Origin of the sequence: Mesonia hippocampi, assembly GCF_014197445.1 — a bacterium.
GTDB lineage: Bacteria > Bacteroidota > Bacteroidia > Flavobacteriales > Flavobacteriaceae > Mesonia > Mesonia hippocampi.
Window position 1 is genome coordinate 127,923 of record NZ_JACIFO010000002.1, and the last position, 23,535, is coordinate 151,457.

General features: G+C 35.7%; 22 protein-coding genes. 10 read left to right on the plus strand and 12 right to left on the minus strand.

Translation table 11 applies throughout. The annotated features are described in order from the left end of the window. Positions 1-13 precede the first annotated feature (13 nt). Complete coding sequence (locus GGR32_RS02740; protein WP_183476128.1) at positions 14-1,552, plus strand: glycine--tRNA ligase; 1,539 nt, start codon at positions 14-16, stop codon at positions 1,550-1,552. A gap of 76 nt (positions 1,553-1,628) precedes the next feature. On the opposite strand, the gene GGR32_RS02745 is transcribed toward GGR32_RS02740, so the two are convergent. Next, the gene (locus GGR32_RS02745) at positions 1,629-1,919 is read right to left on the minus strand and encodes a hypothetical protein (protein WP_183476130.1); all 291 of its coding nucleotides are present in this window, start codon (positions 1,917-1,919) and stop codon (positions 1,629-1,631) included. A gap of 76 nt (positions 1,920-1,995) precedes the next feature. Further along, entirely contained in the window at positions 1,996-2,943 is a 948-nt protein-coding gene (locus GGR32_RS02750; protein WP_183476132.1) for an NAD-dependent epimerase/dehydratase family protein, read from the minus strand. A 118-nt stretch (positions 2,944-3,061) separates the two neighbouring features. On the opposite strand from GGR32_RS02750, the gene GGR32_RS02755 reads away from it, so the two are divergent. From GGR32_RS02755 to GGR32_RS02780, 6 genes are all read left to right on the plus strand, one after another. Further along, complete coding sequence (locus GGR32_RS02755; RefSeq protein WP_183476134.1) at positions 3,062-3,727, plus strand: hypothetical protein; 666 nt, start codon at positions 3,062-3,064, stop codon at positions 3,725-3,727. Positions 3,728-3,779: 52 nt separating this feature from the next. Then, entirely contained in the window at positions 3,780-5,846 is a 2,067-nt protein-coding gene (locus GGR32_RS02760; protein ID WP_183476740.1) for a M13 family metallopeptidase, read from the plus strand. 178 nt (positions 5,847-6,024) lie between these two features. Next, complete coding sequence (locus GGR32_RS02765) at positions 6,025-7,800, plus strand: chloride channel protein (RefSeq protein WP_183476136.1); 1,776 nt, start codon at positions 6,025-6,027, stop codon at positions 7,798-7,800. A 4-nt stretch (positions 7,801-7,804) separates the two neighbouring features. Continuing rightward, on the plus strand, positions 7,805-8,041 hold the full coding sequence (locus GGR32_RS02770; protein WP_183476138.1) for a hypothetical protein: 237 nt from the start codon (positions 7,805-7,807) through the stop codon (positions 8,039-8,041). An 84-nt stretch (positions 8,042-8,125) separates the two neighbouring features. Next, positions 8,126-8,317 carry a cold-shock protein gene (locus GGR32_RS02775; protein ID WP_183476140.1) on the plus strand — a complete coding sequence of 64 codons (192 nt, stop codon included), beginning with the start codon at positions 8,126-8,128 and terminating at the stop codon, positions 8,315-8,317. 76 nt (positions 8,318-8,393) lie between these two features. Next, positions 8,394-8,753, plus strand: coding sequence for a YraN family protein (locus tag GGR32_RS02780; protein WP_183476143.1), 360 nt, complete (start codon positions 8,394-8,396; stop codon positions 8,751-8,753). Positions 8,754-8,772: 19 nt separating this feature from the next. On the opposite strand, the gene mfd is transcribed toward GGR32_RS02780, so the two are convergent. From mfd to porZ, 3 genes are all read right to left on the minus strand, one after another. Further along, positions 8,773-12,123 (minus strand): transcription-repair coupling factor, encoded by a 3,351-nt coding sequence (mfd, locus tag GGR32_RS02785; protein ID WP_183476146.1) that lies wholly within the window; start codon positions 12,121-12,123, stop codon positions 8,773-8,775. 76 nt (positions 12,124-12,199) lie between these two features. Beyond that, positions 12,200-12,913, minus strand: a complete 714-nt coding sequence (gene recO, locus GGR32_RS02790) for a DNA repair protein RecO (RefSeq protein ID WP_183476149.1) — start codon at positions 12,911-12,913, stop codon at positions 12,200-12,202. Beyond that, entirely contained in the window at positions 12,913-15,201 is a 2,289-nt protein-coding gene (gene porZ / locus GGR32_RS02795) for a type IX secretion system anionic LPS delivery protein PorZ (RefSeq protein WP_183476153.1), read from the minus strand. Before porZ ends, recO begins: the two co-directional genes overlap by 1 nt. 368 nt (positions 15,202-15,569) lie before the next feature. Here porZ and GGR32_RS02800 point away from each other — a divergent pair, with 368 nt between their 5' ends. Further along, a complete protein-coding gene (locus GGR32_RS02800) occupies positions 15,570-16,574 on the plus strand; it encodes an NAD(P)H-dependent glycerol-3-phosphate dehydrogenase (RefSeq protein WP_183476154.1) in 1,005 nt (334 codons plus the stop codon). Positions 16,575-16,583: 9 nt separating this feature from the next. After that, positions 16,584-17,477 carry an EamA family transporter gene (locus GGR32_RS02805; protein WP_183476157.1) on the plus strand — a complete coding sequence of 298 codons (894 nt, stop codon included), beginning with the start codon at positions 16,584-16,586 and terminating at the stop codon, positions 17,475-17,477. On the opposite strand, the gene GGR32_RS02810 is transcribed toward GGR32_RS02805, so the two are convergent. The 3 genes from GGR32_RS02810 to GGR32_RS02820 are packed head-to-tail and all read right to left on the minus strand — an operon-like array spanning position 17,474 to position 19,329. Further along, positions 17,474-17,869 (minus strand): hypothetical protein, encoded by a 396-nt coding sequence (locus GGR32_RS02810; protein WP_183476160.1) that lies wholly within the window; start codon positions 17,867-17,869, stop codon positions 17,474-17,476. The two genes, GGR32_RS02805 and GGR32_RS02810, sit on opposite strands and share 4 nt — an antisense overlap. A gap of 35 nt (positions 17,870-17,904) precedes the next feature. After that, positions 17,905-18,927: a phenylalanine--tRNA ligase subunit alpha gene (gene pheS, locus GGR32_RS02815; RefSeq protein ID WP_183476742.1), complete on the minus strand. Its 1,023-nt coding sequence runs from the start codon at positions 18,925-18,927 to the stop codon at positions 17,905-17,907. Between the two features lie 45 nt (positions 18,928-18,972). Further along, a complete protein-coding gene (locus tag GGR32_RS02820) occupies positions 18,973-19,329 on the minus strand; it encodes a hypothetical protein (protein ID WP_183476163.1) in 357 nt (118 codons plus the stop codon). A 49-nt stretch (positions 19,330-19,378) separates the two neighbouring features. Here GGR32_RS02820 and GGR32_RS02825 point away from each other — a divergent pair, with 49 nt between their 5' ends. Beyond that, on the plus strand, positions 19,379-19,915 hold the full coding sequence (locus GGR32_RS02825) for a CvpA family protein (RefSeq protein WP_183476165.1): 537 nt from the start codon (positions 19,379-19,381) through the stop codon (positions 19,913-19,915). A gap of 74 nt (positions 19,916-19,989) precedes the next feature. Here the strand turns inward: GGR32_RS02825 and GGR32_RS02830 are convergent, their stop codons facing one another. From GGR32_RS02830 to GGR32_RS02845, 4 genes are all read right to left on the minus strand, one after another. Then, positions 19,990-20,628, minus strand: a complete 639-nt coding sequence (locus tag GGR32_RS02830) for a carbonic anhydrase (protein WP_183476167.1) — start codon at positions 20,626-20,628, stop codon at positions 19,990-19,992. Between the two features lie 11 nt (positions 20,629-20,639). After that, positions 20,640-22,205 carry a SulP family inorganic anion transporter gene (locus GGR32_RS02835; protein ID WP_183476169.1) on the minus strand — a complete coding sequence of 522 codons (1,566 nt, stop codon included), beginning with the start codon at positions 22,203-22,205 and terminating at the stop codon, positions 20,640-20,642. A gap of 186 nt (positions 22,206-22,391) precedes the next feature. Beyond that, a complete protein-coding gene (locus GGR32_RS02840; protein WP_183476171.1) occupies positions 22,392-22,712 on the minus strand; it encodes a hypothetical protein in 321 nt (106 codons plus the stop codon). Between the two features lie 61 nt (positions 22,713-22,773). Next, positions 22,774-23,535, minus strand: a complete 762-nt coding sequence (locus tag GGR32_RS02845; protein ID WP_183476173.1) for an SH3 domain-containing protein — start codon at positions 23,533-23,535, stop codon at positions 22,774-22,776.

Below are 23,535 nucleotides of genomic sequence, written 5' to 3' on the forward strand. Positions count from 1 at the left end.
GTATATTTGCCTTATGGCAAAACAACAAGATACTTTCAAACAGGTAATAGCTCATGCAAAAGAGTATGGATACATCTTTTCTTCGAGCGAGATATACGACGGACTTAGTGCTGTTTACGATTACGGGCAAAATGGTGCTGCGTTAAAGAAAAACATTAAAGAATATTGGTGGAAAAGCATGGTGCAACTACACGATAATATTGTAGGGCTAGATGCCGCCATATTAATGCACCCATCTACTTGGAAAGCCTCTGGGCATGTAGATGCATTTAACGACCCGCTTATTGATAATAAAGATTCTAAAAAACGTTATCGTGCCGATGTGTTGATTGAAGATTATGCAGAGAAAATCAATCAGAAAGCACAAAAAGAAATAGAAAAAGCAAAAAAGCGATTCGGAGAATCTTTCGATGAAGAGCAGTTTGTAAACACAAATCCACGTGTAATAAAATACAAAACTCAGCAAAAAGAAATTTTAGAGCGTTTAGGAAAATCGTTAACCGACGAGAATTTAGCCGATGTAAAAGCGCAAATTGAAGAGTTAGAGATTGCTTGCCCAGAAAGTGGTTCTAAAAACTGGACAGATGTTAAGCAGTTTAACCTTATGTTTAGCACAAAGTTAGGTGCTTCTGCCGATAGTGCGTTAGATTTATACTTACGTCCTGAAACGGCTCAAGGTATTTTTGTGAACTTTGCAAATGTGCAAAAAACAGGACGAATGAAAATTCCGTTTGGAATAGCCCAAATAGGAAAAGCATTTAGAAACGAAATTGTTGCAAGGCAATTTATTTTCCGTCAGCGTGAATTTGAGCAAATGGAAATGCAATTTTTTGTACGCCCAGGCGATGAGCTAACTTGGTTTGAACACTGGAAATCACTTAGGCAAAAATGGCATTATTCGCTTGGTTTAGGAGAAGAAAACTACCGTTTTCACGATCACGAAAAACTAGCCCATTACGCCAATGCCGCTACCGATATCGAATTTAACTTTCCGTTTGGTTTTAAAGAATTAGAAGGCATACATTCCCGTACCGATTTCGATTTAAAAGCGCACGAAGAACATTCGGGTAAAAAATTACAGTTTTTCGACCCAGAAATGAACAAAAGTTACACGCCTTATGTTGTTGAGACTTCTATCGGGTTAGACCGTATGTTTTTAGCCGTATTTTCAAGCGCGCTAAAAGAAGAAGATTTAGGCGATGGGAATACCCGTACGGTATTAAAACTTCCTGCAATTTTAGCTCCGATTAAAGCGGCAATTTTACCATTGGTAAAGAAAGATGGACTGCCAGAAATTGCGAAAGAAATTCAAGACGAATTGAAATGGGATTTTGATGTAACCTATGATGAAAAAGATGCTGTAGGACGAAGATACCGCCGCCAAGACGCTGCAGGAACGCCGTTTTGTATTACGGTAGATCACGATACAAAAGAGGATAAGCAGGTAACCATTCGTTATAGAGATACCATGGAGCAAAAAAGAGTACCGATTTCAGAATTAAAATCGATTATTCAAAAAGCTATCGATTTTAGAACTTGGATGGGGAAATAACAACCTCAGATAATATAACCAATAAAAAACCTGTTAAGTGATATTTTAAACTTAACAGGTTTTTTTATAATTTTAATTAGAACGACAAAGTCATTGCTGCCAACCAAGCAATACTTGCTAAGTTTAACAAACCTATGATTATAAAGGCTTTTTTGTTGTTTGTATTAAAAAATATACGATATAAGCTGTATAAGAAAGAACCTATCGTAAAGAGTATAAACGGAATAGTGATTATTTCATGTATAGCTCCGAATAGAGGAACATCTATAGTAAAATAAATCTGTACTCCAACCCATAAAAAATAAAGTAGAGCAATTCCGCTAATCAATAGTGTGTAAGAAGGAATGTTATTTGCCGCTTTTTTCATGGTTACTTTATTTTAAATCACTATATTTTCCGAAATATAGAAAATTATTACGAATATATTAACTTTTAAATAGAATTTAACTTAAACTTTTTAACCCGTTAAGCATAGCTTTTGTCATCGTGTTAAGGTCAAATTCGTGTTTCCAATTCCAATCGTTTTGGGCTTCGGTATCATCGATAGAAGAAGGCCAAGAGTCTGCAATTTCTTGTCTAAAATCAGGAGCGTAATCAATTTTAAACTCAGGGATTTCATTTTTAATAACGGCGGCAATTTCTTCTGGAGTAAAGCTTATTCCGCCCAAATTATACGATGACCTAATTTTTATTGCCTCCGCAGGTGCTTCCATAATACTTATGGTTGCACGTATGGCATCATCCATAAACATCATTGGGAGGGCGGTGTTTTTACTTAAAAAAGAGGTGTATGCTTTTTCTTCTAAGGCTTTGTGGTAAATTTCTACCGCATAATCGGTAGTGCCACCTCCAGGAGGTGTTTTGTAACTAATTAATCCTGGGTATCTTATTGAGCGTACATCTACACCATATTTGTTATGGTAGTATTCGCACCAACGCTCTCCGGTTTGTTTAGAAATACCATAAACGGTTGTAGGTTCCATTACCGTGGTTTGTGGAGTGTTTGTTTTTGGCGTACTTGGTCCAAAAACAGCAATACTAGACGGCCAGAATACTTTGGTTATTTTTTTGTCTTTAGCGAGGTTTAACACATTAAAAAGCGAATCCATATTTAAATGCCAACCGCGCATCGGAAATTTTTCGGCAGTAGCACTTAACATGGCTGCCATCAGGTAAACTTCGTTTACTTCGTGGTGTAAAACAATATCTTCTATGGCTTTATAATTGGTGGCATCTAGCGTTTCAAAGGGGCCAGAGTTCATCAATTCTTCATTTCCTTCCCGAATATCACTGGCAATTACTTGTTGGTTACCATGTTTTTTGCGTAGTGCTAAAGTTAGCTCTGTGCCTATTTGTCCGCAGGCTCCAATTATTAAAATTTTTTGTGCCATATTAGTTGTTTTAAAAATTCATGGTAAAGAAAAGATATTTTATGCGTTCATCAAAATATAAACACATCAATTGGAGTGTGTAAAAAAAACTGTATCTTGCCATGGTTTTTGTAAACCTATGAGAAATAAGTTTTTAGTACATAGTTTGTTGTTTTTTGGAGCTCTGCTTTTGGTTTCTTGTAAAGAAGAAGCAGCTAAAGAAGCTTTGCCTGTATTGGCAAAGGAACAATTAGAAAAAAAAGTAGTTTTAAGCACTAATTTTGAAGTGTTATTTAACCAAAAAAGTAAAACGGCTTTAAATAATTGGGCGTCATACCTTACTCTAGATAATGAGGTAGACCGAATTAAAAGCGCTACGGTAAAAGATATTTTAAGCAATAGTAACTCTTTACTTGTAGCGATAGATAGTGTTGCTGCTACCACCCCTACCGATTTTAAAAATAAGCCTATTGCTGCACGTATAAAAACCTTAAAAGTAAAGGCTGCAATATTAAATCAGTTAAATGATTTTCATGATTTTACACCAGAAGAAGTAGAGCAATATGCGCAAGAGGTTTATATTGCCTATCAAAATTTTCAGTTACAACTAAACGAAGTTTATCTTGAAGGCTTAAGAGATTTTGAAAAGAATTTTGATAGGATAGACAGCGGAGTGGCTTTAGATTCTGTTTCGCCAGCAGCGCCTTTAACACCGCCTCAAGTGCAAAATATCAACGCAATGAAAATAGAGCCCACCACTCGTAAAAAACAAAAGGGGAATACGATAAGGGTAAAAAAAGAGTAAAAAGTTGTAACATAAACCAACAAAAGATTACAGATTATAATAAATAAATATGATGAATAAATTTTTAACCAAAGGAGCTTTAATTACAGTTATAGCAGCTACTGCTGTAGGTTGTAAGACCGATAAAAAGGAAACGGCTCAAGCAGATGAAAAAGTACCAGGAATAGATTTACATTATATGGACACTTTAGTAAGCCCTAAAGATGATTTCTATAATTATGTGAACGGAACTTGGATGAAAGAAACCGAAATTCCTGCAGACAGAACCACTTGGGGAGGTTTTCAAGTATTACGTAAAAGCACAGACCAAGATGTTTTGGACATTATAAAAAATGCGCAGAAAGAAGGTAAGTATACCGCAGAAACCGACCAAGCAAAAGCAATATTTATTTATGAGTCTCAGTTAGATACTGTAACCAGAAATAAACAAGGAATATCGCCTATAAAACCAGCATTAGAAACCATAGAGAGTATAAAATCTGTTGCAGATTTACAAAAGGTGGTCGCAAAACAATATGCTACAGTTTCTAATCCGTTTTTTGGATTAGCGGTTTTCTCAAATCCTAGCGATAGCGATATGAACTCGGCTTATGTTGCACCAGGAAGCTTAGGTTTACCCGATAGAGATTATTATGTAAAAGATGATGCCGATTCTAAAAAAGTAAGAGCACAGTACGTGGCACACATCACCAGAATGTTACAGTTTTTGGGCGATACAGAGGCGAGTGCAGCTAAACAAGCCGAAACTATTTTAGCGTTAGAAACACGTTTGGCACAACCGCGTTTAGATAAAGTACAAAGCCGTGATTTTAGAAACTTTAATAACCCAAGAAGCATTGCAGCGCTAAACAAAATGGTACCAGCGGTAACTTGGGAAAACTATATTAAAGACCTAGGTGTAGAAAAACAAGTAGATACTGTTTTAGTGATGCAGCCTAAATACATGGAGGAGCTTCAAACAATCTTTACCGAAGCTAAAGTAAGCGATTGGAAAACCCTTATGCGTTGGGCAACATTTAATTCTGCGGCAAGCAAATTAACTACCGAAATAGAAAAAGCAAATTGGGATTTTTATAGCAAAACCTTAAACGGAGCTAAAAAACAACGTCCAGCAGACGAGCGTGCATTAGCAACAGTAAATAGCCGTGTAGGAGAAGCAATAGGACAACTTTATGTAGATGAAAAATTTCCGCCAGAAGCAAAAGAAAAAGCCGAAGCTATGATCGGGAATGTTATTGCAGCTTTCCAAACAAGAATAGAGAAGCTAGATTGGATGAGTGCAGAAACAAAAGAGAAAGCAATAGAGAAATTAGACCGATTTACTGTAAAAATAGGATACCCAGATAAATGGGAAGATTACAGTACGTTAAACGTAACAAAAGAAAACAATTTCTACCAAAATATGGTGGCTGTTTCTCAATGGAATTACCAAAAAGATTTAGCCGATATTAATGAGCCAGTAGATAAAACAAAATGGGGAATGTCTCCACAAACGGTAAATGCATATTTTAATCCGTTTTATAACGAAATTGTTTTTCCAGCAGCCATTTTACAACCTCCTTTCTATAATTATAAAGCAGACGATGCGGTTAATTATGGAGGAATAGGCGCCGTAATAGGTCACGAAATATCACATGCTTTTGATGATAGCGGGGCTCGTTTTGATGCTGAAGGAAACTTAAATAATTGGTGGACAGAAGATGATTTGGCTAAATTTACCGAAAGAGGAAACAAATTAGCAGAATTATACAGCAGCATAGAGGTGCTAGATAGTATCTATATAAACGGTAAGTTTACATTAGGAGAAAATATTGGAGATCTAGGAGGTGTACTTGGTGCTTATGATGGTTTACAAAGACATTTTAAAGAAAATGGACGTCCAGAAAACATCGATGGTTTTACACCAGAACAACGTTTCTTTATGTCTTGGGCTACCGTTTGGAGAACTAAGATGAGAGATGAAGCTTTAAAATCTAGAATAAAAACAGACCCTCACTCTCCAGGAATGTATCGTGCGTATGTACCGCTTCAAAATATCGATGCTTTTTACGAAGCATTTGATGTACAAGCTGGCGATGAAATGTATATCGCACCAGAAGATCGTGTAAGAATCTGGTAGAATAATTTATCACGAAACATAAAACAGCAGAAAACCTCTGCTGTTTTTTTGTTTCTATATAACTTGTAATGAGAATCTTCTTTACTTTCTAACATATTTTTTGATTCTGTATACTAAAAGATTTCATAGCTTTGCATCACCGTTACTCATCGAGCTTATCAAGTCTAAAACATAAGCAATGCATAGCAAAAGTTTTTTTACGCGCTTTTTAATTTGGAGGTATAAACATATTTCTGATAAAAACTTTACTTATTTTTTAAGTATCGTTGTAGGATTGGTATCTGGTTTGGCCGCAGTAACCTTAAAAAACCTAACACACCTTATTGCTTCTACGCTAGAGTCTTCTGAAACAATAGGTAATTACCACACTTATTTCTATTTTATTTTTCCTTTTATAGGGTTAGCCTTGGTGCTTTTTGTAAAAAAAGTACTTCTAAAACAAGAGGTAGGTCACGGTATTCCATTAGCCTTGTTTTCCCTATCGCAGCGCGAAGGAAAAATGAAACGTAAAAACCTCATCAGTTCTCTACTTACGGCTCCATTAACTGTTGGTTTTGGGGGTTCTGTAGGTTTAGAAGGACCCTCGGTAGCTACTGGAGCTTCCTTTGGGTCTAATATTGCTCAGCTTTTTCATGTAAAAGCACATACCCGAAAACTTTTATTGGTTTGCGCTGCAGCAGGTTCATTATCGGCAATTTTTAAAGCGCCTATTGCCGCTATCTTATTCGCTATCGAAGTATTTAGCCTAGACCTTACCTTTGCCTCTCTACTTCCTTTGTTGTTCGCTTCTGTTTCGGCAGTGGTTACGCGAATGCTTTTTATAGGAGAACAATATATTTTAGACTTCCACAACATACAAGGCTTCGAAATCATCGATTTGCTTTTTTATATTGCCTTAGGAATTCTTACTGCTGTTTTCTCCATCTATTTTACAAAAGTTTATTTTAGTACAGAAAAATATTTTTCAAGCATAAAAAACGATTATCTAAAAATAAGTATTGCTGGTATTTTACTAGGAGCTCTTATGTTTACAGTACCTCCATTATACGGAGAAGGGTTTAATTTTATCAATAATTTAATTTTTGAAGATACACAAACTGCTTTTCAGCATTTCTTCTTTCCAGAATGGCTAGGAGAGCCTTGGCTTGTTATCCTGCTTATTTTAGGTTTAATTTTATTAAAACCCCTTGCTACAGCCATTACCTTGAGCAGCGGAGGCGTTGGAGGTGTTTTTGCCCCTGTACTTTTTCTAGGTGCCGTTACCGGAAACTTTTTTGTAGCTATATGCAACCAATTAGGCTTTAATTTATCGGTTAGTAACTTTACAATGATAGGAATGGCAGGAATGATGGCCGGTGTATTGCATGCCCCGCTTACCGCAATGTTTTTAATAGCCGAAATTACAGGAGGTTACGAGCTTTTTGTACCACTAATGCTTACGGTAGCCATTTCTTTTATCATTTCTAAAACCAATACCGACTACAATATTTATACAAAAGAGCTAAAGGAGAAAAACGAACTCCTAACGCACGACAAAGACCATAATGTACTTACACTCTTAAAATTAGATTCAATTATAGAAAATAATTTTATAAGCATTACCCCTAAAATGTCACTTAAAGAAATTTTACATCATGCCGTGGCAAAGTCTAAACGAAACCTATACCCTGTATTAAATACAGAAAAAGAACTCATAGGCGTTATCACACTAGATGATATTAGAGAAATTATGCTAGACCCTAAACTTCAAGAAAGTTTACTCGCTGAATTTATCATGCACGATGCCCCTGGCTATATCTATTACGGCAAAGATAGCGCACGACAGGTGATGAATAAATTTGAAAATACCGCCGCTTGGAACCTGCCTGTAATAGACCAAAACGGGAAATATATGGGCTTTATCTCAAAATCTAAACTTCTTACAGCATATCGCCAAAAACTAATTACTTTTTAAACTCATGAAAAAACTAATTATCATTTTATTCTTTCTTATTCTGGCAACCTTACTTTCTGGGTTTTATGTACAATGGAATGAAGAAAACGAAAAACTTGCCCATTTACTTATTGGGCTTGCCGTTTTTAGCGGAAGCTTTATATTAATGCCTATATTTTTATACTATAGTTGGAAAGGAAAACGCTTAAAAGACTATACATTAACAAAAGAAAACCTAGAAAAAATGCGTAACAAGAAATAATTTTAATATTTAGTTACATTTTCTTCACTTATGAAAACAAAATATGTTTTATCTTCGAGAACTAATTAATATTATTTTTTTACAATGGAAGGTACAGTAAAATTTTTCAACGAGTCTAAAGGTTACGGCTTTATCACTAACGATGATACTGGGCAAGATATATTTGTTCATATCTCTGGTCTTGTAGACGAAACAATCGCTCAAGGAGATAAAGTGAGCTACGTTGAAAGCGAAGGAAGAAAAGGAATGAACGCTACAGATGTACGTGTTCTGTAATATATAGTTTTATTTTTTTTCTAAAAACCACTCTTAATCGAGTGGTTTTTTTATACCTTAAAAGAAAATTTATTCTGTGGCAGAACATAATCTCTTAGGAAATATAGGCGAAAACCTTGCCGTTAACTACCTTAAAAATAAAGGCTACCAAATTTTGGCTCAAAATTACCGCTACCAAAAAGCCGAAGTAGATATTATTGCCCAAACAAAGAATACATTATGTGCTATCGAAGTAAAAACAAGAAGCTCGGCCGATTTTGGTAATCCGCAAGATTTTGTAAAACCAAAACAAATACAACAGCTTGTTAAAGCTATGGATTATTACATTACCCAGAATAACATTAACCTAGAATTACGCTTTGATATTATTGCTATTATCAAAAACAAAAAACACACCACGATAGAACACATCAAAGATGCTTTTTTGTTCTTTTAAAATTTACATTTAGGTTTTTTTACTGCAAAGGTTTTAATGCTTTTAAAGCTTTTTCTACCGAATTTATATTCTTAAACGTAAGCAATAGGCGTAAACCATTTCGGGTTTCTTTTTCTTTCATCTCGCAGGTATGTGTGTTTGCCTGTACATATTTTAACACCTTGGTAAAACTAGCACTCTGGTAAAACTTAGATTGTTGGTCGGCAATAAAATAACCTACCATTCTTCCTTTCTTCAACACTAGTTTTTCTATTCCTATTTGTGCTGCAATCCATTTTATACGAACACTATTTAGTAAATCTTCGGCCTGAGCAGGTAACGCGCCAAACCTATCAACAAGGGCAGCTTCAAACTTCTGAAGCTCCTCTTCTGTTTTTAAAGCATTTAGTTCGGTATATAAGTTTAAACGCTCACTGATGTTGTTGATGTAATCATCAGGAAAAAGCACCTCTAAATCTGTATCTACCTGAATGTCTTTCACGTAAACACTTGTATCCTCTTCGCCTTCGGTTTGGTATAGCTCTTTAAACTCGTTTTCCTTAAGCTCATCTATAGCTTCGTTTAAGATTTTCTGATAGGTATCAAAGCCTATTTCATTGATAAAACCACTTTGTTCTCCACCCAGTAAATCTCCTGCACCACGAATTTCTAAATCTTTCATGGCAATATTAAAACCACTACCAAGGTCCGAAAATTGCTCTAATGCACTTATACGTTTCCTAGCATCTTCGGTCATGGCAGAATATGGCGGTGTAATAAAATAACAAAAGGCTTTTTTGTTGCTACGCCCTACACGACCTCGCATTTGGTGTAAATCTGAAAGACCAAAGTTGTTGGCATTGTTAATAAAAATGGTATTGGCATTGGTTACATCCAATCCGCTTTCGATAATGGTAGTGGCCACCAAGACATCAAACTCACCATTCATAAAACTCAACATAAGTTCCTCAAGTTTTTTTCCTTCCATTTGCCCATGCCCAACACCTATTTTGGCATCTGGCACTAAACGTTGCAGCATCCCGGCAACTTCCTTTATGTTTTCAATACGGTTATGAATAAAAAACACTTGTCCGCCCCGTTGAATCTCGTAGGTTACGGCATCTCTAATAATTTCTTCAGAAAAACGAACTACTTGAGTATCTATCGGGTACCGATTAGGCGGTGGCGTATTGATGGTAGATAAATCTCTTGCGGCCATCAAACTAAATTGTAACGTCCGCGGGATAGGAGTAGCGGTAAGCGTAAGTGTATCTACGTTTTCTTTTATGGTTTTTAGTTTATCCTTTACAGCCACACCAAACTTTTGTTCTTCATCAACAATTAGTAAGCCTAAATCTTTAAACTTTACGTTTTTATTTACCAGCTGATGTGTGCCAATTACAATATCTATTTTTCCGTTTTCTAAATTTTCTAAAACTTCTCTTTTCTCTTTGGCTGTTCTAAAACGGTTAAGATAATCTATGCTTACAGGAAATTCTTTTAAACGCTCGCTAAAAGTTTTAAAGTGCTGAAAAGCTAAAATAGTGGTAGGAACAAGGATTGCTACTTGTTTTCCATTATCTACTGCCTTAAAAGCCGCCCGAATGGCTACCTCTGTTTTTCCAAAACCTACATCGCCACAAACCAACCTATCCATAGGCTGCGGACTCTCCATATCCTGTTTTACTGCTTGGGTTGCCGTGCTTTGGTCTGGCGTATCTTCATATAAAAAAGAAGCTTCTAACTCATGCTGTAAATAAGAGTCTGGTGCATAAGCAAAACCTTTTTGTAAACGGCGTTTAGCATAAAGCTCGATAAGGTTATAAGCTATATGTTTTACACGGGCTTTGGTTTTCTTTTTCAGGGTTTTCCAGGCTTTGCTTCCTAGTTTATAAACTTTAGGGGCTTTACCATCTTTCCCGTTATATTTAGAAATTTTATGTAACGAATGGATGCTCAGGTAAAGCACATCGCGCTCGCCATAAATAAGCTTTATAGCTTCTTGTGTTTTGCCTTCTACATCTATTTTCTGTAAACCTCCAAATTTTCCTATTCCGTGGTCTATATGGGTTACATAATCGCCAATTTCTAGGTTGGTTAATTCCTTTAAGGTAATGGCTTGTTTTTTAGCATAGCCATTTTTAAGCCTAAATTTGTGGTAACGCTCAAAAATCTGATGATCTGTATAGCAAAGTATTTTTAACTCTTCATCGATAAAACCTTGATGCAAGGAGAGTACAACCGTTTTGTAAGGAACTTCGGTTTCTTGATCTTTAAAAATATCGTCAAAACGTTTTGCCTGTTGTGCCGTAGCACAAAAAATATAATTGGTAAAGCCTTTGTTGTTTTGAGCTTGAAAGTTTTCGATTAATAAATCGATATTCTTATTGAAAGAGGGTTGCGGTTTTACTGCAAAATTTAGGTTTATATCGATAGGTAAAAAGCTTTGCGAACCCACCTCGATAGTTGTAAAGTCTAATATTTCTTTTTTAAAGCTTTTTGCATTACAAAAAAGCTCTCCTGGACTACTGTGCTTAATATTTTCTGAAAGCTTCTCGAAAGCTTCTTCTGCCTTTACAAACAGCTTATCTAAACCCGCGGTTAAAACATCGAGGTTTTTGATAAACATACAGGTTTTTGGAGAGATATAACGCAGAAAACTTTCCCTTACCTCCTGTAAATTTTTATTTTCTACATTCGGCATGATGGATATCTTCTTCAGTTTTTGTGTAGAAAGCTGTGTTTCTACATCAAAGGTACGGATGCTTTCTACCTCGTTTCCAAAAAACTCGATACGATAAGGCTCATCGAAGCTAAATGAAAAAACATCAATAATTCCACCTCTTACCGAGAATTCTCCTGGCTCGGTAACAAAATCTACACGCTTGAACTGATACTCAAATAAAACCTCGTTTACAAAGTCTATTGATAGTTCATCCGCTAGCGAAATTTTTAAGGTATTTTTGTCCAATTCCTTTCGGGTAACTACTTTCTCAAAAAGGGCATCGGTATAGGTTACAATAAGTGCCGGTTTTTTTCTTGAGTTTATGCGGTTTAGCACCTCTGCACGCAGTAAAATGTTAGCATTATCGGTTTCCTCTATTTGATATGGCCTACGGTAGCTACCGGGATAAAAAAGCACATGCTTTTCTCCTACCAATTGTTCTAAATCGTTTAAGTAGTAAGCCGCTTCTTCTTTATCGTTAAAAACACAAAGAAAAGGCCTGTCGGCAGTTGCAAAAGCATCGGCAATAGAAAAGGAAAGTGCCGAACCTAATATGCCTTTGGCATGTAGCCTTTGGCGTTTGTCTTGTTGCCAAACCAAGGCTTCTTTTAACGATTGTTGTGCTGCTAATCGTGCTATTTTCTGTTGGATATCTGCTAAACTCATTCTGGCAAAGATAAGAAGCTTTTATATTTCGGATAAAACAAGAAAGTAATTATTATTTCTAAAAACAAGTGCTTTTTTAAAAAAGCTGCTGCAAAACCGCCAAGGATTTTGGTTTATAAAAACCTTGCAGATGAAGCTCATAATAGGACATTTGCAATTCTAAAAATGTGTTGCGTTGTACCGCGTTTAACTTTTTTTGTTGTACGGCAGAAAACGGCAATCCTATTATTGTAGCCAGTAATTCGGTACCCTCGTTTGCTATACAATAAGTGTTTTTTGTAGAAGTTTCAAAAATCCCTTCTAAAAGATTAAAATAAGAGGCTTCTACTTGCTTATCTGGATAAAAACCTAAGTATTGTGTGAGCTGTAAGCTAAACCATAGGTGGAAATTTGAAAACTGCTCAGCTTTATCTAGGGTTAAAATTCCTTCTTTTATAAACGAGAAGAGTCCAAGGTTTTGTTCTTCTTCCTGAATGGCATTTTTTAATAATTCTGCCAGAAACATTACCATTGCTGATTTATAAATATGCGTATGAAGGCTTGCCAAAGGTTGAGTTATTTTTACCTCTTTAAAACTTTGCAGCCCTCGGTTTGTTTTATGTAACGCCTCTATATCTAACAAACTTAGGGGCTGAAATAAAGAAGCCTTAAACTTTCCTCGTTTACTTTTTAACACCCCGCGTACCAAGTAACTTTTTAAACCTTCGGCTTGGGTGTAACATTTTACAATTAAATCGGCTTCACCATACCGTAAACTATGCAATACAATGGCTTGTGTAGTTACTAACATTAGCGTATTACCATTATTTTAGTAACTTTTGTTTCCATCTGATCTTCCGAGGTAATTAGTACCATATACACCCCAGAAGCCACTTTATGCTTTCCAAAGGCTCTGGTATCCCATTGAATGCTTCCTCCTGGAGAGGTTTCTTCGTAAACAAGGTTTCCTTCAATATCGGTTATTTTTACATTCGCTCCCTCCATAAGTCCATCGATGGTTACTAAACCCTCGTAATTAGGACGCACAGGGTTTGGAAAAGCGCGTACATTTGCAAGGCTTTGTGCCGATGCAGTGGCACTTCCGCGGTAAGCGACTAAACCTTTTGCTGTTGCAAAATAAACCATTCCTGTAATGGGGTCTATATCTATATCTACAATGGTATTGGTAGGTAATGGCGAATTGGATTTGGTAAAATGCTTTAGTAATTTTTGTCCGTTTGCCGATACCTGAAAGGCACCAACCTCTGTGGCTATCCATTTATTGTTATTACCATCTACAGTAATAGCGAAAATAGATAAGCCTGCCATAAGCTCTTGTGCTACCCCTTCTTCATCTTCAAAAATAATGGGATTTGCTTTTACATTGGCATTGGTAAATAGTTGTCCTGCTCCGTACAACACCCTTAATCCGTAAAAAGTTCCTATCCAGAGTTGGTTATTATTATCCATTGCGAGGCTTAAAACATTATCTGAAGGGAGTTCTGCGGCTCCTTCTCCTCCAGCTAACCTTCCAAATTGTTTTGTTCTAGGATTAAAGGCTATTACCCCGCCGCTTTTACTGCCAAAGTATAAATTACCTGAAGTATCTGGTACTAAATCTGAAAAACCACCATTGGTATCTTCGAGTCCTGGCATAATATCGCTCATGTCATAACCTGTAAAGCTACCAGATGGGCTTAATTTATAAAGTCCTTTTTTAACCCGAGTTAAGGTAAACCAAAAATTGTTTTGCGCATCGAAATAACCACTGTTTACCCGTACAGAGCGATAGTCTGGATATTGCGGATCTAGTAAAGAAGGCAACGGATTGAAAGGGGTATTGTAAGCATTTACAAGGGTATGGTTTTCTAGCTCGATAAGCCCTTGGTGAAACGAGTCTATAAAAACGTGGTTAGGATTTGCTGGATTAATAGTAGTTTTTACTAAAGTCCTGGTTTTACCTAAATCGTCGAAAGGAATATTTGTCCAATAATTATCAAAATAATGACTAACGCCTCTGGCATGGTTTATGGGCTCATAACTTAGTGAATAAGCCCCATAGGTAAGCCATACATGCCCTGGAGAAACTTCTACATCAAAAATATCATTATATAAAGGACTATTGGGGGTTAAATCACTAAGGTTGTTTGGAGTGTTAAAAAGCGTTTTGTGCAAGCCTGTATTGTGGTCTCCTATAAATATTTGCCCATTGCGATGAATTGCCGAGGAAACATTAGGTGGTAAACCTGGGAGATTGGTAATTTCTAACTGATTGTTTAATTGTGTATTTATCAGGATTACTTTGTTGGCAAAGCTTAATGTTAGGAAATTGGCATCGGGTTGTACGCTTGTTACCTCGTTGCTAAATTGGCGCTGCATAACAAAATTACCTGCGGTAAATTTTACTAAAGCATTGGTTTGCGAGATGGCATACAACTGATTATCAAACACAAAAATATTTTTATTGTTTGTAGCACTTATTTGTTGCCATTGGTTATAATCGATTAGGTTAGGCGCATCTTCAGTGGCTTTATAAACACCATTTTCTTGCGATATGGCGTAAATACTTCCATCAAAAACACAGATGTCTAATACTTTTATTTGGCTTCCATTAGGGCCTATAAAGTAAGTATCGCCAAATTCTAGGCGGCTTATATCAAAAACAGAAATTCCGTAGTTGGTAGTAATAAACAGTTTATCTTGTTTGATATAGAGTTTATTAATTTTTTTATTGCTTGGCGAGATGCTCTGTTTTTCTACAATATCTATTATAGTGAAAACTTTTTTGGTAGCGATATTATAAACATCTATCAACCCGTTTTGATAACCTATTATAAGGCTGTTGTTTTCTGGCGCAAAAGCTATCGCTGTAATTTTATCGGCTACTAAACCTTGTATAGAGGAAATGGTTTGTGTTTGATAAGTAGCCATATCGAACTCGATAATAGCATTTTCTGCCGCAGCATAAATTTTATTATTCCCTTGTGTAATCGTAGATACATTGTGATAGGAAAACATGCCTTCCCATGTGCTGGTATAATCTTGTGCACCTGCTGTTAGGGAAAGAAAAAAAGAAAAAAAATAGAAAATATATTTCATTATACTAAACTTATAGCCGTACAAAGATAAACAGATATCTGCTTATGCTTATGTAAGCGTCCAATAATAATTAAATACGGGCTTAATTATTGTTTCTGATAAAATTTGAAAAAAGTAAAGCCGTTTTACTCAAAAAGCAAAGCGGCTTTAACTAAATAACCAACCAAAAATCTATTATAATAACGTCTATGTTCTTATTTTAATTGTATATATTTTAAATTAAATATGTTAAAGTTATAGCTGAATTGTTTCCAATATCACTTAAAGTTTTTACCGTATAGTTATCTTCTTACAGCTGCGTGTTAGGCTTTAAACATAATTTAAAATACAACTTTAAAAATTTACTTACCTTTACCAAAAATTTTTCTATGAAAAATACGCCTGTATTTGCTGTTATAGGAGGAGGAAGTTGGGCTTCTGCCATTGTAAAAATGCTATGCGAAAATGCAGATAGCCTGTGGTGGTATATGCGTAATACTAATGCTATAGAATATATACTTACAGAAAAACACAACCCTAATTACTTAAGCTCTGTAGAATACAACACCGAGCAACTCATGCTTACTGCCAATATAAACGAAGCCATCGCAGAAGCTACACACGTTGTTTTTGCTGTACCTTCGGCTTTTTTACAAAATGAGCTCGAAAAGCTCACAACTAGCTTAGCAGGAAAAACCATTATTAGTGCCATAAAAGGGATTGTACCAGAAACAAGCCTTATTGTAGGTGAACATTTTAATGAATCTTACCAAATTCCGTTTGAAAAAATAGCGGTAATTACAGGGCCTTGCCATGCTGAAGAAGTAGCTCTAGAACGCCTATCTTACCTTACCATTGCATGTGCCGATGAAACTGAGGCAAGCCTTATTGCCAACTACCTAAGCAGCGATTATATAAAATGCAAAACTACCGAAGACATTATTGGTACCGAATATGCTGCTGTGCTTAAAAACATTTATGCCATTGCCGCAGGAATTGCACACGGCTTAGGCTATGGTGATAATTTTCAAAGTGTTTTAATGAGTAATGCCATCAGGGAAATGAAACGTTTTATAAAAAAACGTTATCAGATGAAACGAAACATTAACGACTCTGCTTACCTAGGCGATTTATTGGTTACGGGTTACTCTGTTTTTAGCCGAAACCGAATGTTTGGAAACATGATAGGAAAAGGCTATACCGTAAAAAGTGCACAATTAGAAATGAACATGGTTGCCGAAGGCTATTATGCTACAAAAAGCGCATACGCTATAAACACAGCCGCCGGAAAGAAAAAAGCTAAAACCCCTATTATTAATGCGGTCTATCAGGTGCTTTATGAAAATAAAAATCCTAAAAAAGTATTTGCAAAACTTACCGATAAGCTAAACTAACATCTACAAATGAAAAATGCAGCATTAAAAGGAGGCATCTTGGTAGGGATTGCAGCCGCCAGTTACGGGATGCTAACCACCTTTGTAAAAATGGCTTATAAAGAAGGTTACAACACCTACGAGGTAACCTTGGCTCAGCTGTTTTTAGGCTTTACAGGAATGCTTTTAATAAGCCTATTTTTAAAAACCCGAAAGACTCAGACAAAAGAAAAGATCCTTGTAAAAGATAGAACACAATTAATTATTGCAGGAAGCTCATTAGGGCTTACCAGTATTTTTTATTACCTCGCCGTGCAATATATCTCGGTTTCTATCGGGATTGTTTTATTAATGCAAAGCGTATGGATAAGTGTGGTGGTAGATGCCTTGATAGACAAAAAATTTCCTTCGGTAAAAAAAACAATAGCTGTTGTTGCTGTACTTACGGGTACATTGTTGGCCACCAATGTGCTTTTTGAAGAGTTTAAAGTAGATTACCGCGGACTTGGTTTTGGAATGCTTGCTGCTTTATCATACACCGCAACAATATTTACTTCCAACAAAATTGCCCCGCACCTGCATGCCGTAACACGCAGTACTTATATGTTGCTTGGCGGGTTTATTATTGTAGGACTTATTGTTGCTTTTAAACAGCAACCCATCGATTTAAGCGTATTTTTTCCTTGGGGGATTATTTTAGCCCTTTTCGGCACTATTCTACCGCCATTATTCATGACACTAGGAATGCCTAAAATAAATATGGGTACGGGTGCTATTATTACCGCTGTAGAACTTCCTGTAGCAGTTTTTATGGCGTTTTTCTTACTAGGAGAACGTATAAACAACTACCAATGGTTAGGAATTATACTTATTCTACTTGCCATTGTATTTATGAATTTAAAAAAGAAAAAGGCTACCCATTAGGTAGCCTCGATTCCTTGTTCTGTCATTATCGGGATTTCTCCTAAATTAGTCTCTTTTATACTGTTAGGAAGAAATTTAAAGTTCTTGTGAAACATTTTATTTTCTATAAAATAAGATACCGAAAACTCGTTGGTTAAACTTAATAATTCGGGTTGTAACAACTCTATTTTGGCATAGCTTTTTACAGGTAAAACCGCTAATTTATGCCGCATGGTAGAAGTAAGTGTACTCCCCTTGTAACCTTTACTTACAATAATAGCATCTGTAATTGGAAAGTTATTTTTGTTTACCAAAAACACATTCCAGTCGTGCATATTAAAAAATTTATTCCATTGTTTTACTGCAACAACATAAACACCTTCTACTTTAGGAATTTCAATGTCTTTTTTCATTTGCTATTTTTTAGATTCTTGAAAAAATAAAAAATTTATACAATTGATTTAAATTGCTCTAAGAAGCGTACATCATTTTCATAAAACATTCTGATATCTCCAATTTGATATAACAGCATTGCAATACGCTCTATTCCCATCCCAAAAGCAAAACCTGAATACTCTTCTGGGTCTATATTACAATTTTTTAATACGTTAGGATCTACCATTCCGCAACCTCCTATCTCTAGCCAACCTGTACCTTTAGTGATCCGGTAATCGGTTTCGGTTTCTAGGCCCCAATAAATATCTATCTCGGCACTAGGTTCTGTAAAAGGAAAATAGGATGGACGTAAGCGTATTTTTGATTTCCCAAACATCTCTTTTGTAAAATAAAGCAAGGTTTGTTTTAAATCGGCAAACGAAACATTTTTATCTATATACAAACCTTCTACCTGATGGAATATGCAGTGTGAACGGGCCGAAATAGCCTCGTTTCTAAACACACGCCCAGGAGAAATGGTTCTAATAGGTGGTTTGTGCTCGTCCATATAGCGTACTTGCACGCTAGAGGTATGGGTGCGCAATAAAATATCTTCAGGATTTTTCTGGATAAAAAAGGTATCCTGCATATCTCTTGCGGGGTGATACTCTGGTAAATTAAGTGCAGAGAAGTTATGCCAATCGTCCTCGATTTCTGGCCCTTCAGAAACATTAAACCCAATGTTAGAAAACACTTCTATGATCCTGTTTTTAACAATAGATATTGGATGCCTGCTTCCTAGGGTTACGGGTTCTCCTGGGCGAGATAAATCTCCATAAATGCCGTTTTCTTCTTGTGCATTTTCCCAAGCTTCTTTTAACAAAGTAACTTTTTCTTGCGCTTTGGTTTTTAATTGATTAATAACTTGCCCATACTCTTTTTTTGTTTCGTTAGGAACATCTTTAAAAGCTGCAAAAAACTCGTTTAAAATTCCTTTTTTTCCTAAATATTTAATACGAAACTGTTCTATTTCTTCCATATTATCAGAAACAAAACGTTCTACATCGGCAATATGGTTTTTTATTTTATCAATCATCATAACTAAAATTATCAGCTTGGCAAAGGTATAAATTTGTTGGCTTTAGGCAATAAAATCTTTCTCTAGAAAATAATTCACAACGGCTTCTTTCATCATGATCGCTTGTTCGCCTGCTTTTAGGTTAGGTAATTTATCTAAAACTTTATAATGTGGCCAGCCGTCGTCATCAAAATAATCAAATTCATAATACCCGTAAGGTTCTAATAACCTGCATACAGCAATATGCATAAGGTCTATTTTCTGATCTTTTTTAAAGCGTCTATGCAATTGCCCTAATTCTTGCACACCAATAAGGTAGATAATAGCATCTAGCTCAAGGAGTTCTCCTTCGGCAAATTGTGTAGATAGTTTTTGCTGAACTTCTTCCCAACGGCGTTTTAAATCTTCATCTCTTGTCATACCGCAAAGATAATAAACACATTTTTTAATTTTAACCTATATTTGAAATATGAATGGAATTGATATTGTATTTATTGTTTTACTCCTTATTGGGCTTATACGTGGGCTAAGTAAAGGTCTTATTATTGAATTAAGCTCGTTAATTGCTCTTTTAGGAGGGGTTTATGCTGCGATAAAGTACGCTTACTTTATGCAAAATATTCTTATTGGGTACACTAACTGGAATGAAAATATCATAAAAATTATTGCTTTTAGCCTTACTTTTATTGGGGTTTTTATTGTGATTGCTTTTTTAGGAAAACTCTTAACAAAGCTTGTACACTTTGTTGCACTAGGCTTAGTTAACCGCATATTGGGAGGACTTTTTGGGGTTTTAAAAATTGCTTTACTCTTAAGTATCCTAACGTTTGTTTTTGAAAAAATAAACAACAGCACAGCTTTGGTTACCGAAAGTTTATTAAGCGAAAGTATTTTGTACGAACCTATTAAAAGCCTTATTCCAGAGGTTATCCCAGCGGTAAACGATTTTTTGGAAACTCAGGAGGAGTCTCCAAGCACCAACACATCGGTTTCTGAAGTTATCTAGCAAAATAATTTTACAGAAAAGCCCCTCCTGGTAGTAGGAAGGGCTTTTTTAAGCATAACTAGCAACTGTCTTTTTTATAAAGTAAGCTTATGTGTTTTTACAAGCTGATTTATATTAGACATGTCTATTTCTAAATCATTTATCCCGCCAGAGCCAATATCATACACCCATCCATGAACGGTTAGGCTTTGTTTATTTGCCCATGCTTGTTGCACAATAGATGTTTCTGCCACATGGCTTACTTGTTCTTGCACGTTAAATTCTACAAATTTATCCCAACGTTTTTGCTCATCAGGAATTGCATCTAACTCTTGTTGGTGTATTTTATAAACATCGCGTATGTTTCTAAGCCAATTGTCTATTAACCCCACACTAGAATCGCTCATAGCGGCTTTAACACCTCCGCAACCATAATGCCCGCATACAATAATATGCTCTACTTTTAGGGCATTTACAGCATAATCTAACACACTTAATAAATTCATGTCTGTATGTATTACCATATTGGCAATATTACGGTGTACAAATACTTCTCCTGGTTCTGCCCCTAACAGCGTATTGGTAGGCACGCGACTATCGGCACAGCCTATCCACAACAATGGCGGCTCTTGTCCTTTCTCTAATCGTTTAAAATATGCTTTATCTTGATCTGTTTTTGCAGCAATCCAAGTTTTATTGTTCTCTAATATTTTTTTATAAAATGCTTTTCCCATAATATTTTTATTTAAGCGGATATTTTATTACTAAAAAACGCACTGTAACTAACAGGGTTTTCAATAATTCCTTTTTCTGAAATTAATTTAATTGTGATGTTTTTTTCTTTTGCTCTAATGGAGAATTCGTCTAAAATTTCGATAATATCGTAATCTAATGCTTTGGTTTTTGTAACATTAAATTCTAAAAACGAATTATTAGGCAGGTTATGTAACTCTCTAGAGATTGCGCCTTTATTTAAAAAGGTAACCTCCTCGGCCAATGTCATTTTATATTTACCATCGTTTACTTCGTAGCCTTCTTTATGAAGGAAATGAGAATTTCTATAGCTATTTAATAAAATAATAACCACCCCAACGGCGAGCCCTAAACCTATTCCTGTTAGTAAATCTGTAAAAACAATTCCTAACACCGTAATTAAAAAAGGTAGAAATTGACCTTTCCCTAGGCTATACATTTGTTTAAACAAACTTGGCTTTGCCAGTTTATATCCCACAATAAGTAATATTGCGGCTAAAACGGCTAACGGAATCAAGTTTAATAATACAGGAATAGTAATAATGGAAAGTAAAATAAAAAGTCCATGTAAAATTGCTGACATTTTTGTTTTTCCTCCCGATTGCATATTGGCCGAACTCCTTACAATTACTTGCGTAATTGGCAAGCCTCCTATAAGACCCGAAATAATATTTCCTGCTCCCTGTGCAAATAATTCTCTATTGGTAGGTGTAACGCGTTTTTCTGGATCAAGTTTATCGGTAGCTTCTACACAAAGTAAAGTTTCTAAACTTGCAACAATGGCAATGGTAATTCCAACTACCCAAACTTGAGGATTGGTAATCACAGCAAAATTAGGAAGTGTAAACTGCCCCAAAAAGCCCGATATACTATCTGGTACAGGTACTTGCACCAAACTACTTGCAGGAATGGCTAAAGCTCCGTGTGCCGAAAATGTAACTTGATAAAAAATACCTACCGCTACGGCTACCAAAGGCCCTGGAATAATGGTAAATAGTTTACTCTTTTTCACCAATATTTTCTCCCACAATAACAATATAGCTAGTGAGACAACTGTAACCAGTATGGCTCCCGGAGTAATATAACTAGCAAAATTACCCATAACGGCTAGCAGGTCTGTGCTAGCTACTTCTTGGGTTAATGCATCTGCATCAACTCCCAGTGCAAAAGGCAACTGCTTTAAAAAAATAATAATCCCTATCCCAGCAAGCATTCCTTTAATTACCGATGAAGGAAAATAATACCCAATAACTCCTGCTTTTAAAACGCCTAAAATTATTTGAAAAACCCCACCGATAACAACAGCTACCAGAAAATTCTCAAAGCTTCCAAGGGTGGCAATAGCGCCTAAAACGATTACAGCAAGTCCTGCTGCGGGTCCGCTTACGCCAAGTTGCGAACCGCTAATTGCACCAACAACAACACCGCCTACTATTCCTGCTATTAAACCAGAAAACAAAGGCGCTCCACTTGCTAAGGCTATTCCTAAACACAGCGGAAGTGCAACAAAAAACACTACCAAACTCGCTGGCAGGTCTTTATTTAAATATTTAAACATACTCAATATAAGTTTTGGAAATAACTACAACGCAGTTACTTCTTATTAAAAAAATAATTAATAACACTTGTTAGTTATGATAAAGAATAAGCATACAAAGCCTAAGCATGTCCTTACAAAAAGTTGCTTCTAAAGGAAACTTAGCTAAGCCTAGAGTTACTAATTCTTTTACCTGTAGCTAACAAGTTAGCTTATGTGCGTATGAAATTCGGGAGGTGGCGACAACAAATCGAAATATATTTGTTGTGCATGAAGTAAGTAAATAAAGTTATTGGATGCTTTTTCGATGCCTAAATAAAAAGAGGCATTGGTGTTTTGAAAAAAGTTTTTATCTAAATGATCTAAACCTACTTTTTTCTCTGAAGAGTTAGAAGAGTTCTCCTCTTCTTCGGCAAGGTTAAACACATACGAAATATCTGCTTCTTCATCTATAATTGTCACCAAAGTTGGCAATATAATAAATGAAGTAAAAACAAAAAATAAGACGTAGGCAATATTAGCTTTCACAAAAAAGTATTTTGGCAAAAATAAAAAAATTGAGTTTTTACGATGTTAAGACTCTGCTAATTTACAATTGCTTAACGGCTTTTTCTGTAATCCAACCTTCACGGCCATCGGCCAAAGCTATTTTTACAAAAGTATTGAAGCTATCTAAAACTTCAACCTTTGTTCCTGCATGAAGTAAAAACGCATTACTGCTCGAGTTATTAGGCTCAGACTTCACACTAACTTCTTCTTCAAAAACAATAGCATAGGTATTGGCTTGGAGGTATTGCTGTTGCTGAAAAGCTACCACCGATGTTAAAACACCCAAAAAGAAGCTTAACATACTAAAACTAAAAAATAAGCGCTTTTTAAACGAACTTCCTGTAAAGAAATAAACCCCTATACATAGGCTTCCTAATAGCATAAACAAAATACTTAACCACGCCCAAGTAGTGGTATCAAAAATACTTGATAGCTTATCATATATCCTTGTTAAACCTGTTTTGGGTTGCTCCTCGATAGCATCAAGCGCCATGTTTTTAGCAAAACTTAAATTGTTATGTATATCTTTATCATTAGGCGATAATTGCAAGGCTTTCTCGTAATAATAAATACTTTCTGCTACCTGATTTAATTTATAATATGCATTTGCCAGGTTATAATATAAAGCAGCAGAGGTTTGCCCCTGTTCTAAAAGCTGATTATACGTTGCAATAGCTTTATCGTAGGCTTCATCAGCATAAGCTTGTGTGGCCTGATTAAACAAATTTTTAGGAGAAGTATCCTGAGCTTTACCACTGAAACTCACTCCTAAAAACAACAGGATATAGAGTATTGTTTTCAT